Consider the following 15,968-nt stretch of genomic DNA (forward strand, 5'->3'; position numbering starts at 1 on the left):
TTTATACCTTTCTCCACTGATTTAAATCAAAATCAAACTTTTTAATAACCTTGGCAGGTATTCCTGCAGCAATACAGTTTGCTGGTAAACTTTTTGTGACTACGGAATTTGCACCAATAATACTTCCAGAACCAATTTCTACTCCCATTAGTACAGCTACATTCTCGCCTAACCACACATTATCTCCAATCTTCACCTCATCTGCAAAAGTCTTTCTGTCTTTAGGAATACTTAAAGGGCTGTCATGGTGCCCTTCAAAGCCGTAGCTTCCATGACTACAATCCGATATGTACACTTTACTCGCAATTAGCACATTATCTCCAAATGTTATTTTTTTTGCCGCTGTGATATGCACATAGTCATTGATTTGTATGTTTCTACCAAAAAATATTTTTGTTTTTTGTTCATGTTCATTGCCAACAAACTCGGCTTCAATTCTGCATCCCACCCCTGTAGTCAAACGCTCTCCAAAATCTATAAAAGATCGGCCTCTAATATCTATAGGGAAACGCATTAAGCGTGCCTTTCGAGCGATTAGCTTAGTCCTTAAAAAACAGTATGCTAAGTATAGAACACTTCCTAAAGAATACCTGAACCTCATAATTTCTATTCTGTTACTGGTAAAGGATACAATAAATCAAATATAATCACAAACAAAGCAGAGACAATAATAGCCGAAAAGTATCCCGCACCTACCAAGCTAACTATAGATGAAACAGATATAAGCGAAAGAAAGATTATACTTATGAAAAAGTCAGACAAGGTTTTTAAAACCAAATACCTTTTCCAAACTATTCCCAATACTACTCCAAAAATAAATGTAACTATTACAGAGAAAAAAGAACCAAAGTCAAGATACATAGCTCCAATTTCAGTAAAATAAACCCCTGGGTTAATTATTTCAGCTGTAATTTCAGTTGAATTAATTATATCAAAACCCAGTTTATTAAACATTATAACAAAGGTTTTTAGCTGGTAAGCACCCCAGTATGGGAAATGCTGTGGGTCAGGGGCATTAAGAAGCACATCTAATTGATTTACTCCGTGTGCTACATAGTACTCGAAATATATGGTAAGGGTGACCAGATTAGGGCTAATGTTTAGTAGGGTTTCTGTAAAGGGTTTTGGGCTACAAAGTTTTAACAAATAAGCCACTGCACTGATATCTCCAGCATCCCCAATTCTATCGAGAAAAATTTGCCCAGATATTAATATAAAAATACCAACTCCTATCATTAACAAGTACTTGGCTTTCCTCTTAAGCTTCATAGGCCCAATAGCCCTGGCAAAAAGGTACATTAGAATAAATGTAAAAGCAGTAAACCTTCCTCCTGTCATAAAAGATGACATAGCACCGATTATAAACATACCATTTAGCACCAATAGTGTTTTTGAGCTTAGAACTTTTGAATAGAAAACCGCTAAAAGTCCCGCTAAAACAGGAAAGCCAAAAAGTAAGCTAGATATCATGCCAAAGAAGCTCGAACCCAACTCTTTACTATCATCGCCAATGCTGGCACTTCTTATTTCAGAAAAACCTTCTAAACTTAGATTAGAACCGTAATGAGAAGATAAGTTTTTAACTTTCAAATACATGAAAAAAACACAGATAAAGGAAAGGAAAACCGTAATGTAGATCAACAAGTTTAGGCTTTTATTAGACTCCAGTTTTCCTGCAAAAACTTTAACATTCTTTCTAATTTGAATTAACCAAAAACTTCCAAAATAAAAACCAACGATAAAAACAACAATAAAAACAGCTATTGCAAAAGTGGTCTCATGAGTAATCGGAGCATAAGCCATCAACCCGAAAAAGCGAATGCCTATCACCAGAACCCAACCAAACAGGAAACACTTTACTGGAAAACTTAATGAGGACATTCTGTAATTCTATTAATTAATCACGGCTTTACTTAATTGTCACGATGCTTTCTAAGCAAACCCTTGCAACCTCTTCCTTTTCTTTTCTAGTTAAACTTCTAGCCTTTGCTTCATCCCCTACAAAAGGTAAAAGCCCTCTACTGTAATAAACTTCTGACTCTGCCAAAACCACCTTTTTATCCGCCATAATCGCCTCTACACCAGTAGTTCCTGTCCAAACTACAATATATTCTGCAATATCAAACATTTCAAATGTAGACACAAAAGGACTTATTAAATAAGTGTTTTTGAAAGCCAAAATATCCTTATACACTTTCCTTTCTCTTCTTAAATAAGATGCTGTATGCTCTTTAACTAAAACAGTATAACCTCTTTTAGAATAATTGCTAATGGTCTTAAACAAGGATGGATAATATGACAAGTAGTTTTCTCTAGGAACCCAATATTCCGTAGTGGACTCTGGATGATAGTGGAGTGGAATGTACACTATTTTTTTATTATCAAGCTCCTTAAAAGATTCTACGTTCTTTGTAAATAAACTAGAAACCCCAATAATATCTAATAAATTTCTTGGGTAGGTATCAACCACAGTCATCAGGTATCTATAATTCTTGTTGTTCAACAGTTTGAACTGAATAAGATAGTGCCACAAGTACTTCAACTTATAGGTAAAGTAGTATTTGGCCACTTTTTGATAGACCTGCTTTTTTGAAGAAACGTATGGTTGTACTGATTTTGATTGTATTCCAGCGATAAAGTCATCTATCTCTTCCGTTGAAATATCCCTCACATTATTCACCTCGCCACGTTCAGTAATTCTGCAATGAGCTTTTCCAAAAGAACTACCGCAAAAAGAAACCACTGAAACACCAAAATGCCTGGCTATCTGCGTTAATAAATCCACAACATAGCAATCTGGCATATTAGTTACCAGTATATCATACTTATTAGCCCGAAAGAACTCTAGGAGAAACTTAGAACAGTTTAATATGTAGTTTAAAGCCTCGAGATAAGGTATATGTATTCTAAAAAATCTATCATTCTTTATAATAGCCTCAAAATCAAGAACTGACTCAAAAAAAACATAATCCTCTGCTGTAAAATCAGTCTTAGTATATTTGTTTAAATCAATATAAAAGTCTGTTTTTAAAGGATAGTCTGAAAGGATTTCATACGAGTCAACTTTAAGGTGGTTTTTAATTACTTTATCTCCATATTCTCTGAAAAGATTTCCGTAACCTGTAGGCTCTCTAGCAAATAATAAAACCTTTTTACCTTTGTTCTCATTTCTAAACAGTTGGCTAATATCTTCCATTCAGTCTTAATAATTATTGCTAATAAGATCAATCTCCTTAACTTCTGAAGCCATTTTTCTAACAGCCATTTCAAAAGCTTCAACTTTGTTATTTGGCACGCAATATACTTGGCTAAAATTGTCTGGTGTATTGGAAAAGTCTCCATTAGTAACCTTATAAACCGAAATAGAGCGTTTCCAACCAAAAAGAGTTTTGAAGATTCTACTCGGAGTCATTAAAGAACCATGATCAGCGAGGAAATCAAACTTACCATAATAAAATGTATACCCTTCTAATAGAGAAGAGCATTTTTTTGCATAGTTTCTAGAAAGTGCTTCAAAACCCACAATTGCTCCTGACTTCATTATGTCATCAGCGGCATCTTGTAATATTTTAAACTCACCTCCTTCTATATCAATTTTAATATAGGTATGCGAAAGCTCTTCCAAACCAATACACTCTTCTAATGTTTGTCCTTTGCACATAAAAGTTTCCACTTTATCACGCATTAACGGAGACTCTTCAAAAGAGGCAAGTCCTGAGCTATCCAAAGGCACCTTGAGTTCAAGTTCTCTAGGTGAGTCTTGAGAAACAATAGCTACATTTAAAATTTTAACATTCTTATTGTTTTGAAAAATTTCATTTAAAGTCTCCACAGCCCTTGGGTTAGGCTCAACTAAAACAATAGAAGAATAGTCGTTCACTAATAATATGGCCTCATGACCATAATTTGCCCCTACATCCAAAAATGTTTTACATAAACCCATTCTGGCCAAGGCTCTATAAACGAAAATATTTTCGGGCTCTCTATTACAGTCCTCATACAAATATCGCTGTTCAATATCTGTGATATTAAGCTCTATAGAAGTCCCAAGTATTTCCGTGGTCTTTACTTTAGGCACTTTATCTCCAAAAGCAATAAGTGCTTTCATTTTAGCTCTCTGTACAAGATAACTTGCAAGATTTTTAAGGTCTACAGAGGACACTTTCAAAGGAGTCGGCATCATTAGTTATGAGTATTTTACTTTTCTAAAAACAATATTTAAAATAAACAAGGAGTACAAAGAAATACATATCCCATCCACAAAGAAAAGAAGATAAATTGAAAACTGGTTAATTGCTATAAAAAGGGCAATAGAAACATTGATAATGGAAATTATAGTAATAGCAATTAATAGTTTATTATTAAAATCCTTATAGACAGCGATTGGGCTAAAAATACCAGTTAAGAAAAAGAAGCCTTTAAAAGCTGCTATTGAAAGGGTGACAAACAATATATCATTGAACTGTGGATACAATGGGGTTATAATTACTAAAAACAAACTAAAAGCAATCAAGAGAACACTATAGGATAGTAAGGAAACCTTCAATTGCTTTAGTAAACTATTTCTGTTGAGAAGATTAATCTTTTCGCCAAAAAAAATATTCGATAGATAACTAAAGGAGCTAATTAGAACAACAATTATCTGTGAAAGTTTAAAGCCAAAGGTGTAAGTGGGTAATTCAACACTGTAATACTTCCCAACCAAATAACGTTCAAAAAAAATCAACAAACCAACGACAATTGTTGCAAGAAGAGAAGTGAAAATTTTCTTAACTAGAACATAATACTTAATTAAGTCCTTACGACTTATCTTCAAAGATATCCCAGAATAGTTTATGAACCTAGATGACAATAAAAACCAAAGAACGAAAGAAATAAGAAACGTAAAAAAAATAAACTTATCGAAGGTAACATTTACATCAAATTTAAAATAGATGAATGCTAAAACCATACTAAAAAAAGCCAAAACTGGTTTAAACGCAAACGCCAAATTAAACTTTTTCTCAACCCTTAACCTTTGCTCAATAACTGTGAAAAGATTAATAAATATTAAAGGAAAAATTAAAAAAGGTAAGTTAACTGAAAACCCTAAAACAGCTGCAACTATTACACTGGATACAAGACCTATTTTTAAAAGAGCAGGAAAATAATCGATCCCATAATTATACTTCACATAAGTATATCCATTATAAGAACCTAACAAGACATTAGGAAACAGTAATATTGCATTTTTATAATACTCTATATCTGAATATAGATTTGGTGCATCAACTAAAAAATATGGTAATGCAAGTCCTTCTATTATTCCTATTCCATACAAAAAGTATCTAAAAACAATGGTTTTACCATGCTCTAAGTATTTCTTATTTTTTAGAATTCGGTTCAGAGATAACAAATTAATAGGGTTTTAATAAACAAAAGGGGTACCCTTTGTAAAATCTTTCTCTGCAGCTTTACCTAAAACTTCTTCGTAAAATTTAGGACTTAAACCATCTCCTGGCCTAATGACTCTTATGTTTTCTGGAGTAAATTTATCGCCTTTCTTAATATCGTTCACTACGTAAATAGATCTTTTAAACTGTCGGCTTTTTTCTTCACTTTTCTGTGTATCCAGCTGCGTGTGACCTAAAGCCAAGAAAACTCTTTCCGTTTCCACTACTAAGCTTTTCAGTTCTTCTGGTTCTAAAGAAAATGCACTATCCACTCCTCCGTCTGCACGGCGTAGAGTAAAATGCTTTTCTATTACCCTGGCTCCTAAAGCTACCGCCCCTACAGAGGCACCAATACCCATGGTATGATCTGACAGGCCTATAATACAGTCTTCAAAAATAGACTGAAAAACAGGAATAGTATTTAAGTTGGTATTCTCAGGCGTAGCTGGATAATTAGAAGTACACTTAAAAATGATAATATCTTGAGCTCCATTTTCCTTAAGATGCTTAATAGCCTCGTATAGTTCATTTAACTTGCTAGCCCCCGATGATATTAAAATAGGTTTACCCGTTTGTGCTACTTTCTTTAAAAGAGGAAAATGATTACTTTCAAACGAAGCTATTTTATAGGCAGGCACATCTAAGTCTTCCAAAAAATCGACGGCTGTTTCATCAAACGGAGAAGAAAACGCCTCCATGCCTAATGATTTGGCATAATCAAAAATTTCTTTGTGCCACTCCCATGGGGTATAGGCCTCTTGGTATAATTCATAAAGGTTTTTTCCGTACCAAAGTGAACCTGAGTCAGTGATGTCAAACAAACCTCCGCTATGATTCATGGTAATAGTATCGGCTGTATAGGTTTGGAGTTTTAAGGCATCTGCACCGGCATCTGCAGCCGCTTTAACCAACTCCAAAGCTCTTTTTATATCACCATTATGATTGCCAGACATCTCAGCAATAATAAATGGTTTACTATTTTTACCAAGCTCCCTATTTCCAATTTTAAAAGACGCCATTCTAAATAATTTTTCTATTTACTTAAAAGCAAATTTAAGAGTAAATATATTGATATGAGTTTTTATACTCGTTTGAAACATTTTCTTTAAACTTAAGCCTTCTAAAAAGCTTTACCGAGGCCAAGTTATCCATTTTAACATAGCCAATAATTTCGATGTCTGGGTTTCTTTTTCTAAAGAAAGCTAAGCCCTTTTCTAACACCCAGAAACCCAAACCCTTTCTTCTAAATTTTTTATCTACAGAATAGCTTAAAACTGCAGATGCTTCATTTTTCTCAAAACGAACCTGCCCTATTTCTTCATTACCTAAGCACATAATACATAAGACAGAGTCTTCGCTTTGAATCCTTTTATTAAACCAATTTTTATGCGTTTGATAATCAATTTTTTCAGAACTAAATGATTGTTGACGTGTATCTTCATCATTAATCCACTCAAAATACATTTTACAATCAGAAAGCTGTGCAACTTTTACTGAAACCATTAAATCATAAAAGATATCTCTCAATCGCTGGGTTTGTCTTCCATCAAAAGGGTTAGCTTTTTCTCTTAAAAAAAGGTTTCCGTCTACTTTAAGACTGCTACTTTTTTTAAAATCATCATCAAAACTTAAGGCTAGTTTATTTTTCAAAAGATAGCTTTGGATGTTTTTCTGATTATCCGCTATCTGTTTTAGGAATAATAAGCCTCCTGTAGTTAGATATTCGTAAGATACCGTACTTGGAGGCGTTATAGCCCTAGCACACATACTCATATAATGATGCATTTCATCAGCAGACAAGTCATTTAAAACATCAATGACCAATGAGGTTCTTTCCAAAAAGACACTTAATTCTTTTTTATAAATATATGCAGAACCTATAACCAGAAAGCATTTAGCTGACTCCTTACAACTTTCCAGTTTATAAAGAATCTCAATGGTTTTGTTTTCAGGATCTGCACCACCTAAACAAATAAAAAGATTATTCTCCTTTTCGATTAAATTTTTTGCCCGAAATGGTTTTCTCAATAAAGCGTATTGCGGACCCAAATATAGCTTCGTATATTTTTCAACACTATAGTCGGCTTTAGTAAAACCACCAGAATGATTTATTACTGCGTCTGCCACAAAATGAGATTCCGCTAAATCATCAATGCAAATTACTTTAATATTATTTTCTTTAAAGGTCTTCTGGTATTGAACATCAAACTGGTATCCATCAATAATAATAATCTCTTGCTCTTTAATAAAAGACACTAAGTTCTTAGTCTCTAAAATAAGAGACGTAGAATCACTTAATTCTATTAGAAAATCACATACCTGTAATACCCTATCCTTAAGCTCCTTGGATGGTTTAATTATTATAAAATGGCATTCAAAAGTATCATTCAGTACCTCTGCCAAGGCTAGGCTCCGAAAAACATGCCCTAAACCTATTTTTGAGTTACCATCAGCCCTAAAAAATATCCTAGGTTTACCTTTCATGCTGATAAGATTTTAAGATATCTGCCGCATTAAACATTTCTTGTAAATCTAAGATTTCGGCGGCCTCATTTAATTCTTCACTCAGGTTCTTAAACACTCTTTTTTGATACACTTCTTGATTCAAAGTAAAAATGTATGGTTTCCTTTGCCATAGGTCAAAAATATCTTGAAAAGAAAAGTGTTCTTCATTTGATTTAAGGTAGTCGAAGAGAATTCTCAACATCAAATAATCTTCTTTAGAATCTAATGTAAGCCTTAAATTAGCCACTTCTTTGGGGAAATTTGCCCTCATAATATTATGAGCAAATTTTTCTTTATGGTTTCTGGCATAAAAAGTTACATGCTCCTTATCCATAGCTTCAGCATGGTCTAAAGATTCTAACAAGGCCGCTCTTGAAATCACCTCAACGTTCATACCAATCGGGTATCCAACTGTATGTGTATAAGATGAACCCTTCAAAAGATGTTCATTCAAAGCCTTTTCAACTATGCTGGCGTCTATACAGGGATTGTCACCTGTTAATCTAACTATGTTATCAAAATCAAATTTCTCAGCTACATCACAAAACCTTTTCAGCACATTATCTTCACTTCCTCTATATACTTCAAAATTGGTTCTAGAAGTAACAAATTCTACTAGCCTATCATCTGTCTGTTTATCTGTAGTTGCAAGAATTACTTTATCGCAGTTTTTAACACTACTAGCAATATCTAAGATTTCCTCAATAACTGTGATTTCCTCAGTGATTGGCAAAAGAACCTTTCCTGATAATCTTTTCGAGTTTAACCTTGCTTGTATGACAATTCCCGTTCTCATTTTTAAATTGAAGTCCAGCCGCCATCAACGGCAATATTTTGACCAGTTATAAAAGATGAGCTATTAGAACATAAAAAGGCAAATATACCCTGTAACTCTTCTGGCTTACCTATTCTTCCCAAAGGGTTTTTACTACTTAAGGCTTCTATAAAGCCGACATTCTTTTGAACTGCTTCACTGGGGAATGGTCCAGGAGAAACTGCGTTCACCAAAATATTATCTGTACCCAAAAAGCTTGCAAAATACTTAGTTAGCTGAACTACTCCTGCCTTGGCTGCTCCGTAATGCGGTGGATTTAAAAACTGTGGAAAATCTGTATAAACCGAGAAATCTGGTGCCACCATTCCGTACATAGAAGACACATTAATTATTCTTCCGCCTTTGTTCTTTTTCATAAAAGGCAGTACTTCCCTAATACACCTATAAATACTATTTAAACTCCCATCTATACTTTCGTTCCACTCATCATCTGACAAAGACTCTGGCTTATTTCCTTTCACATGAAACGCATTATTAATAAGAGCGTCTATTTTTCCATGATTATCAAATACTGCCTGATATGCCTCTTTTATACTTTTAGAACTGTCAATGTCTAAATATTGAAATGAAACATTCTGGTTGCTAAAAGTTTCTTCAAATTTCTCCTTATTCCTTGCCAACACTACCACAGTCGCACCACATTTAAGAAGACCTTTTGTAATGGCTGTACCCAAATAACCGTAGCCACCGGTTATTAAAACAACTTTATCTTGTAATGAAAATAGGTCTTGCATCTATTATTTGATTTTCCAGTTACTTGGATTAATAATCATTTCATCGTCTACCCTATAGCCCTTAAGTTCTTCATACATTTCATTTACCAAACTACTATCAGACAGCGTACTAATATTATTTTTCAACTGATCCAAGTTGTCAATTCCAACTACAACTTTATCAATATTTGGGTTTAACAAAACAAAATTTAAACAAATGGAAGTTTTCTTTAAATCATACTCGTTTAAACTCTCCAATTTAGGAATAATCGATTGAAAATAATTGGGTATTTCTTTCACATCCATAAAAAATAGACCTTGTAGAAAGACTGACCTTACATGAACCTCAACCCCCTCTGAATTTAATTTTACCAGTTGAGCATCAAAACGTTGATCAAAAACACTAAATGGAACTTGAACTATGTCAAATTTAATTTCCTTTTCTAAAAGCAACTCCAACTCCGCTGGATTATACAGAGAAAACCCTAATTTCTTTATTCGCTTCTCTCTCTTTGCCTCCATCATTCGCTCCATTAGGAGGTCATCTTCTAAGTAAGTAGAAAAGTGATGAAATAGGTATGCATAAATTTCCTCTCGGTTAAGGTTTTTTAGAGTGCTATCCAGGTTTTTATCGAAATCACCTTCTTTACAAGGTTGTAATTTTGAAACTATATTAAACCCATCCAAGTCACATTGACCTAAAGCCTTTTCACTGGAACCGTATAATGCTGCCGTATCTAAAGTATCTATTCCCTGAGATTTTGCATATTCCAAAATTTCACTTACTGCTGACAAACTGGGCTTACCTTTTTTATTGTTAATCCCATAGTTCATTCCAAATTGAACTGTACCAATTGCCAGTTTTGAAATCATTCAGCTACTTCTAAAATTTTGGTAATAACAAAGTCTTGCTCTTCATCTGTTAAGCTTGGAAACATTGGAAGACTTAAAGTCTTTGCGTAGTACGTTTCTGCTACTGGAAAAACTAACCTTTTAGATTCCAGGTTTCTGTAAAAAGGTTGTGTATGCACTGGAATATAATGAACCTGAGTGAAAATTTTATGTTTTCTTAATTCATCATAAACCTTTTTTCTATTATTTAACTCCACTAAGTATAAATGATAGGCATGATAAACATCAGAAGCTACCTCAGCTGTTTTAACAGCAGTTCCTTTAAAGGCCGACTCGTATCTCTGAGCAATTTCATGCCTCCTTTTTAATCCTTCATCTGCTCTTCTAAGTTGTGATGTGGCTAAGGCTGCCTGAAAATCTGTTAGTCTATAGTTATAACCTAGCTCATGCATCTCATGATACCACAAGCCATGGTTTTCAATTAACTTAGAAGGTTCTTTGGTAATGCCATGAGTCCGTAATGATAATAGGCGTTCGTAAAGAGCCTTATCATTTGTGGTTATCATGCCTCCCTCACCTGCGGCAATATGCTTTACAGGATGAAAAGAGAATATGGCAAGATCGGCAAAAGCACCATTGCCACACTTTTGTTTTTTCTTCTTAGAATCTATAAAATAGCCTCCAGGAGCATGGCATGCATCCTCAATAATCCAAAGACCGTATTCTTCAGCTAAAGCTTTGAACTCTTCAAGATTACATGCATATCCAGCAAAGTCTACAGGAATAATACCATCATAAGTACCTTTTGGAGATTCCTCTAAAAGTTTTCTTACAGCTTCTATATCTAAGGTAAATGTCTTTGGGTCTATATCTGCAAATGTAATTTTCCCACCACAGTACTTTATGCAGTTAGCTGAGGCCACAAAAGTTATTGGAGAAGTAATTACATTACTACTAGCACTAACGTTTAATGCCATTGCAGCCAAATGTAAGGCGGCAGTTCCGTTAGAAACAGCCACTGCATACTTAGCCTCTACATAGTCTGCGAATTTCTCTTCAAACTGTAAAATACGAGGGCCCTGGGTCAAAAAGTCGTCACCAAGTGCCTCAATAACCACTTGAATGTCTTCGGGGCTTATATCTTGCCTACCATAACTTATCGCTCTCATACTTCAAAAGTATCGTCAATATGTACTTTAATTAAATCTCTAAGACCTTCTATGGTTTCCCATTCATCATTGGTTCCCGAATTATACTTAAAGCCTTCTTTCACCTTTACGGCATTATGCTTTTCAATAAACTCATCTATTGACCAATTATGTGTTGCAGGAAGAATTGTATAGTACTTTCCTAAATCATAGGTTAAGAAGGAGTCAGATTCAGAAATCATTTCTTCATGCACTTTCTCTCCTGGTCGAATTCCTACTACCTTTTTTTCGCATTTTGGACCTATCGCTTCGGCTAAGTCAAGAATCTTATAAGATGGAATTTTGGGGATAAATATCTCTCCTCCCCAAGCATTTTCCAAGGCATGCATCACCATATCTACTCCACCTTGAATTGGAATATTGAAACGAGTCATATTTGTATCGGTAATTGGCAAAACACCTTCTTTTCTTTTATCTAAGAAAAATGGAATGACAGAACCATTAGACCCCATAACGTTTCCATATCTGACCACGGAGAATTTAATTGGATTCCAACCCCTAATATTATTTGCAGCAACAAATAGCTTATCAGAAGCAAGTTTGGTTGCACCATATAAATTTATTGGAGCACATGCCTTATCTGTAGACAGTGCTACCACTCTTTCAACATCTGTTTCTAGGCAAGCATTTATGACATTTTCGGCTCCAAGGATATTAGTTTTGACACATTCCATGGGATTATACTCTGCAATGGGTACATGTTTCATGGCTGCCGCATGAATTACATAATCAACACCCCGCATAGCTCTTTTCAATCGGTCAAAATCCCTAACATCACCAATAAAAAAACGTATTTGAGGATATAAATTATGAGGAAACTCTTGAGCCATCTGAAATTGCTTTTGCTCATCTCTAGAGTATATCACCAATCGCTTAACCCCATTTGGTTTTGAAAGGATCTCTTTAGTTAAGGCCTTTCCAAGTGAGCCAGTACCTCCCGTAATTAAAATAGATTTTTCGCTTAACATTAGCCTTCTTGAGTGTTTATTTTATTATAGAACTTATGGTTCTTACTTAATATGTGAAGTAAGAAAAACTTTCCTATGGTTTTTCTTTACAAATAACGTTGCTACCAAAGAAACCAGAAATCCAATTAGGATAAAAACACCTAAAATGAATCCTTTCTTAGGTTCACTTGCCAAATTAGGAGCCATTGGTGGTTCCAGAATTTGAAATATCGGAGTTTCCTGTTTTAATTTTAACTTAGACTCTTCGTATTTTTTTAAAAGCTCGTTATAAATGCTAGTTGACATCTTATACTCCGACTCAATCCTCTCTCTCTGGACATCCGCTGACTTCAATCTCATTGTGGCAGCAGAGAACTGATCTTCATAAACCGCTTTTTTTGACTGATCTTTATAAAAGGTTCCTTTAGCCGATGCTACCTTATTCTCTAAAAAATCAACCTCTGACCTTAGCTTTTCAGTTCTATAAGTACTAACATAACCAGTCAAGTAATTCATAGCATAATGGGCTATCTCAGCAGCAATTACAGGATCTGGCATTTTTGCTGAAATAGATATCACTCCACTTTTTTTATCAATACTTCCAACAACTCTTTCTCTGAGCTCCTTAATCTTACTCTCAGTTAACTGGTCTAACACAATCACCCCTTCTGGTCTACCCTTAAAGGCTTCTTGTGTACTTTCTTCGGAGCTTTCAATTATATATAAATCACAGTATTCATTAAAGCGTATACTATCACTGTTTTGCGTTATAAAAGTCTGTTCTAATAGGCCTAAAAAAAATGGAGCTGTTTTGATAACGTCCGGATATAAGTCTGGCCTGATAGCGTCCGTATTATTTTTCATCCCAAGCTCAAAACCCCCTATGCCAACCAAATCAGCCAAGCCGCCTAAAGAGCCACCGCCTCCAGATGATATTTCTGGCAATATTTTTCCCTCAGAAACATATTCTTTTTTCAAGCTAAAAGCAAACCATATCCCTAATATCGCAAACACTAGAATTATACCAAATATCAATAACTTCTCCTTCCAAATAACCTTGAGAAAAGCCTTGAGATCTACCGTAAAAACATCTTCCTCCATTAAATTAGACATACTATAATATTCTTATTACTGTCACTAAAATAGTAGCGATAGAAACAAAAGCAGAACTAACCGCAATTCTCTCGGCAGGAGTCCACCTGTACTTATTTCTTGTTGGTATTATCACCTCCATGCCACGTTGAATTTCCGGATATTTTTTTATCCCCATAAACGACCTCGTTCTGTCCGTCAAGCCGTTTGCATAACGTACATATGCTTTCCTTACGTAGGCAGAGTCTGTTACTCCTCCCGCTTGCGAAATATAATCCTGAAACTTTAAATCTGGCTGATAGGCTATAATTGTAGGATTTAAAACCTGCCCACTTAACTTAACTACTTCCTGTACTTTCGGAATAATTAAACTATCCCCTTTTGACAAAATCAAATTCCCTAACTCCTTACTGTTACTTAATGCTCTTTTAAGATCTAGAGCAACGAGCTTTCCTTCTCTATAAAAACGGGCACCTTCCGAATACGCTTCCATTCTTAAACCGCCTGCCCTTTCAATCAAATCTGAAATTCTTTCCTCTCTTTTTAAAATTGTATACAAGCCTGGATAATTCACTTCACCTGTGATACTCACCAACTTTTGCTCCTCGTAATTAGGAAGATCTCTGACAAAAACCTTGTCAAAAGGACTTAAAAGCGTCTTCCCATCCTTAGCAAAAAGGTCTTCACTATTAATTATAACTACCTCGACCGTTTCATTTGAGCTTTCATCATTATATAATCTTTTTGCAATTTCTATCCTCTTTTCTGAAGCACCCTCTTTAAAACCTCCAGAAAGTAAAATCAAATCCTCTACTGACATGCCTTCAGCAAAATCAAACTCACCTGGCTGATTAACAGAACCTTTAATTTCTACCCTTCTAAGCTCTCTAAGCTCCGTGATTGACTTAACAATTACTTGGTCATTCTTCTTTAAATCTAAATCGCTTTTAGAGCCATTCAATATTTCTTTTAAATTAATCGAAATAATTTCAGGGTCTAAGTTTTCTCGCTCTCTAACTATTAAAACCCGCTCCAAAAAAGCATCTTCCCTTAAACCCTCTGAAGCCTCTAACAAGTCCTTAACAGTAGTTAAAGACTCACTTAATGAGTACTCTCCTGGTCTAAAAACAGCTCCAGAAACCTCTACCCTATTTTCATACCTATCAAGAATGGCTCCTATATGAACTAAATCTCCATTTTGAAGAGCATACATTCCTAAATTATCACCATCTACTGTCAAAAGTTTTTTCTCTTTTTTAGTATTTCTGGTGATCTTAATACTCTCTAGGTATGCTTGATCTGAAGGCCCTCCTGCATAAAATAATGCATCCTCTAGGGTCTCATTTACTTTTAACTCATAAATACCCTCTCTCTTTACTTTACCCTCCAGCTCCACTTTGGATTCTGCCATTGGTACAAAAATTACATCTTGATCTAAGAGTCTTTCATTTCCAACAAACTCTCCTTTTGTAAGAAAAGGATATAAATCTATCTGAGCTTTCTCTTTATTTTCCCTAAGGAGTTTTATGTTTCTAAAAGACCCTTTTTCTCCGGGGCCACCAGCTAGGTAAAGTGCGTTAAAAACGGATGCAAAAGCGGAAATGGTATATGTCCCTGGATTCGCGACCTCACCAACAACTGTGACCTTAATGCTTCTTACATTTCCTAAGGTTACATCTGCATTTAGTTTCCCATTTCTTAAGCCACCAAAGAGTAGCTTTAATCGATCGGTTATTTTAACCTTTGCTGCCGCAACAGTCAATCCATTCACATATATTGGAGAAAGACTTTCCAGCTTAACTGTTCCTTCAGGAGAAACCGTCACATCATAATGCTGGTAGGCATATCCAGTTATATCTATTTTCAGCTGATCATCCGTACCTAAAACATAATCCTTTGGGGTAGGAAGCCTTAAATTCGGTTCAAAAGAAAGGTTCTTATTATTAAATATCTCCCTCCCAAAAACTTCCTTCTTCTGAGCAATCTCTGTTTTTTGATCAACTTGTATGGGAGTCCTTTCTGCTAACTCTCCTATTTGCTCACGTGTAGTTTTATTGTCCGTTTCGTTAGAGAGGTTATTTGTTCCCGTCTTAATTCTGTTGATTTTCTCCCTAAGTTTGGCAACATCGTCGGGAGTGTAGCCGTTTAATAAAGCAGCAGCTTCAATTTCCGCATCAGACATTCCCCGCTGCTCCATTTCCTTAATAAACTGCTCTACCTGAGCATCTGTAACCTTATCAACATCGACAGGACTCTGAGATACAGGACTTTGGGAAAACGTTTCAAGCGATAGAGTAAAAAAGAAGAAGAGCAAAAAATAAACGTAATTTCGTTTTGCCATTGAGGGTTCTTTTGGATTTTTGAACAAAGAAAAGGAATTTTAA

At 35.0% G+C, this 15,968-nt stretch carries 14 protein-coding genes; all 14 read right to left on the reverse strand.

Annotation, left to right across the window (positions count from 1 at the left end; translation table 11 throughout):
- Nucleotide 1: 1 nt before the first annotated feature.
- Entirely contained in the window at nt 2–514 is a 513-nt protein-coding gene (locus AADJ06_RS10270; protein WP_341226353.1) for a DapH/DapD/GlmU-related protein, read from the reverse strand.
- 92 nt (nt 515–606) lie between these two features.
- Nucleotides 607–1,881, reverse strand: a complete 1,275-nt coding sequence (locus tag AADJ06_RS10275) for an O-antigen polymerase (protein WP_341226354.1) — start codon at nt 1,879–1,881, stop codon at nt 607–609.
- A 28-nt stretch (nt 1,882–1,909) separates the two neighbouring features.
- Nucleotides 1,910–3,196, reverse strand: a complete 1,287-nt coding sequence (locus AADJ06_RS10280; protein WP_341226355.1) for a hypothetical protein — start codon at nt 3,194–3,196, stop codon at nt 1,910–1,912.
- Nucleotides 3,197–3,202: 6 nt separating this feature from the next.
- A complete protein-coding gene (locus AADJ06_RS10285) occupies nt 3,203–4,108 on the reverse strand; it encodes an FkbM family methyltransferase (RefSeq protein ID WP_341226356.1) in 906 nt (301 codons plus the stop codon).
- A 78-nt stretch (nt 4,109–4,186) separates the two neighbouring features.
- On the reverse strand, nt 4,187–5,395 hold the full coding sequence (locus AADJ06_RS10290; protein ID WP_341226357.1) for a hypothetical protein: 1,209 nt from the start codon (nt 5,393–5,395) through the stop codon (nt 4,187–4,189).
- A 12-nt stretch (nt 5,396–5,407) separates the two neighbouring features.
- Entirely contained in the window at nt 5,408–6,451 is a 1,044-nt protein-coding gene (gene pseI, locus AADJ06_RS10295; protein ID WP_341226358.1) for a pseudaminic acid synthase, read from the reverse strand.
- A 34-nt stretch (nt 6,452–6,485) separates the two neighbouring features.
- Nucleotides 6,486–7,916 (reverse strand): UDP-2,4-diacetamido-2,4,6-trideoxy-beta-L-altropyranose hydrolase, encoded by a 1,431-nt coding sequence (pseG, locus tag AADJ06_RS10300; RefSeq protein ID WP_341226359.1) that lies wholly within the window; start codon nt 7,914–7,916, stop codon nt 6,486–6,488.
- Complete coding sequence (locus AADJ06_RS10305) at nt 7,906–8,733, reverse strand: hypothetical protein (protein WP_341226360.1); 828 nt, start codon at nt 8,731–8,733, stop codon at nt 7,906–7,908. The genes pseG and AADJ06_RS10305 overlap by 11 nt, the downstream gene beginning before the upstream one ends.
- A 2-nt stretch (nt 8,734–8,735) precedes the next feature.
- On the reverse strand, nt 8,736–9,506 hold the full coding sequence (locus AADJ06_RS10310; protein WP_341226361.1) for an SDR family oxidoreductase: 771 nt from the start codon (nt 9,504–9,506) through the stop codon (nt 8,736–8,738).
- A gap of 3 nt (nt 9,507–9,509) precedes the next feature.
- Nucleotides 9,510–10,358: an aldo/keto reductase gene (locus AADJ06_RS10315; protein WP_341226362.1), complete on the reverse strand. Its 849-nt coding sequence runs from the start codon at nt 10,356–10,358 to the stop codon at nt 9,510–9,512.
- Complete coding sequence (pseC, locus tag AADJ06_RS10320; RefSeq protein WP_341226363.1) at nt 10,355–11,506, reverse strand: UDP-4-amino-4,6-dideoxy-N-acetyl-beta-L-altrosamine transaminase; 1,152 nt, start codon at nt 11,504–11,506, stop codon at nt 10,355–10,357. Before pseC ends, AADJ06_RS10315 begins: the two co-directional genes overlap by 4 nt.
- Nucleotides 11,503–12,513 (reverse strand): UDP-N-acetylglucosamine 4,6-dehydratase (inverting), encoded by a 1,011-nt coding sequence (gene pseB, locus AADJ06_RS10325; protein WP_341226364.1) that lies wholly within the window; start codon nt 12,511–12,513, stop codon nt 11,503–11,505. The genes pseC and pseB overlap by 4 nt, the downstream gene beginning before the upstream one ends.
- Before the next feature lie 42 nt (nt 12,514–12,555).
- Complete coding sequence (locus AADJ06_RS10330; protein WP_341226365.1) at nt 12,556–13,605, reverse strand: Wzz/FepE/Etk N-terminal domain-containing protein; 1,050 nt, start codon at nt 13,603–13,605, stop codon at nt 12,556–12,558.
- 1 nt (nt 13,606) lies between these two features.
- On the reverse strand, nt 13,607–15,925 hold the full coding sequence (locus AADJ06_RS10335; protein WP_341226366.1) for an SLBB domain-containing protein: 2,319 nt from the start codon (nt 15,923–15,925) through the stop codon (nt 13,607–13,609).
- Nucleotides 15,926–15,968 lie beyond the last annotated feature (43 nt).

Source organism: uncultured Arcticibacterium sp. (assembly GCF_964021845.1).
Lineage (GTDB): Bacteria > Bacteroidota > Bacteroidia > Cytophagales > Spirosomataceae > Arcticibacterium.

Excerpts from the sequence above, each read along its gene's own strand:
- AADJ06_RS10270 (WP_341226353.1), bottom strand. The coding sequence starts at position 514 with ATGCGTTTCCCTATAGATATTAGAGGCCGATCTTTTATAGATTTTGGA.
- AADJ06_RS10275 (WP_341226354.1), bottom strand. The coding sequence starts at position 1,881 with ATGTCCTCATTAAGTTTTCCAGTAAAGTGTTTCCTGTTTGGTTGGGTT.
- AADJ06_RS10280 (WP_341226355.1), bottom strand. The coding sequence starts at position 3,196 with ATGGAAGATATTAGCCAACTGTTTAGAAATGAGAACAAAGGTAAAAAG.
- AADJ06_RS10285 (WP_341226356.1), bottom strand. The coding sequence starts at position 4,108 with ATGAAAGCACTTATTGCTTTTGGAGATAAAGTGCCTAAAGTAAAGACC.
- pseI (WP_341226358.1), bottom strand. The coding sequence starts at position 6,451 with ATGGCGTCTTTTAAAATTGGAAATAGGGAGCTTGGTAAAAATAGTAAA.
- pseG (WP_341226359.1), bottom strand. The coding sequence starts at position 7,916 with ATGAAAGGTAAACCTAGGATATTTTTTAGGGCTGATGGTAACTCAAAA.
- AADJ06_RS10305 (WP_341226360.1), bottom strand. The coding sequence starts at position 8,733 with ATGAGAACGGGAATTGTCATACAAGCAAGGTTAAACTCGAAAAGATTA.
- AADJ06_RS10310 (WP_341226361.1), bottom strand. The coding sequence starts at position 9,506 with ATGCAAGACCTATTTTCATTACAAGATAAAGTTGTTTTAATAACCGGT.
- AADJ06_RS10315 (WP_341226362.1), bottom strand. The coding sequence starts at position 10,358 with ATGATTTCAAAACTGGCAATTGGTACAGTTCAATTTGGAATGAACTAT.
- pseC (WP_341226363.1), bottom strand. The coding sequence starts at position 11,506 with ATGAGAGCGATAAGTTATGGTAGGCAAGATATAAGCCCCGAAGACATT.
- pseB (WP_341226364.1), bottom strand. The coding sequence starts at position 12,513 with ATGTTAAGCGAAAAATCTATTTTAATTACGGGAGGTACTGGCTCACTT.
- AADJ06_RS10330 (WP_341226365.1), bottom strand. The coding sequence starts at position 13,605 with ATGTCTAATTTAATGGAGGAAGATGTTTTTACGGTAGATCTCAAGGCT.
- AADJ06_RS10335 (WP_341226366.1), bottom strand. The coding sequence starts at position 15,925 with ATGGCAAAACGAAATTACGTTTATTTTTTGCTCTTCTTCTTTTTTACT.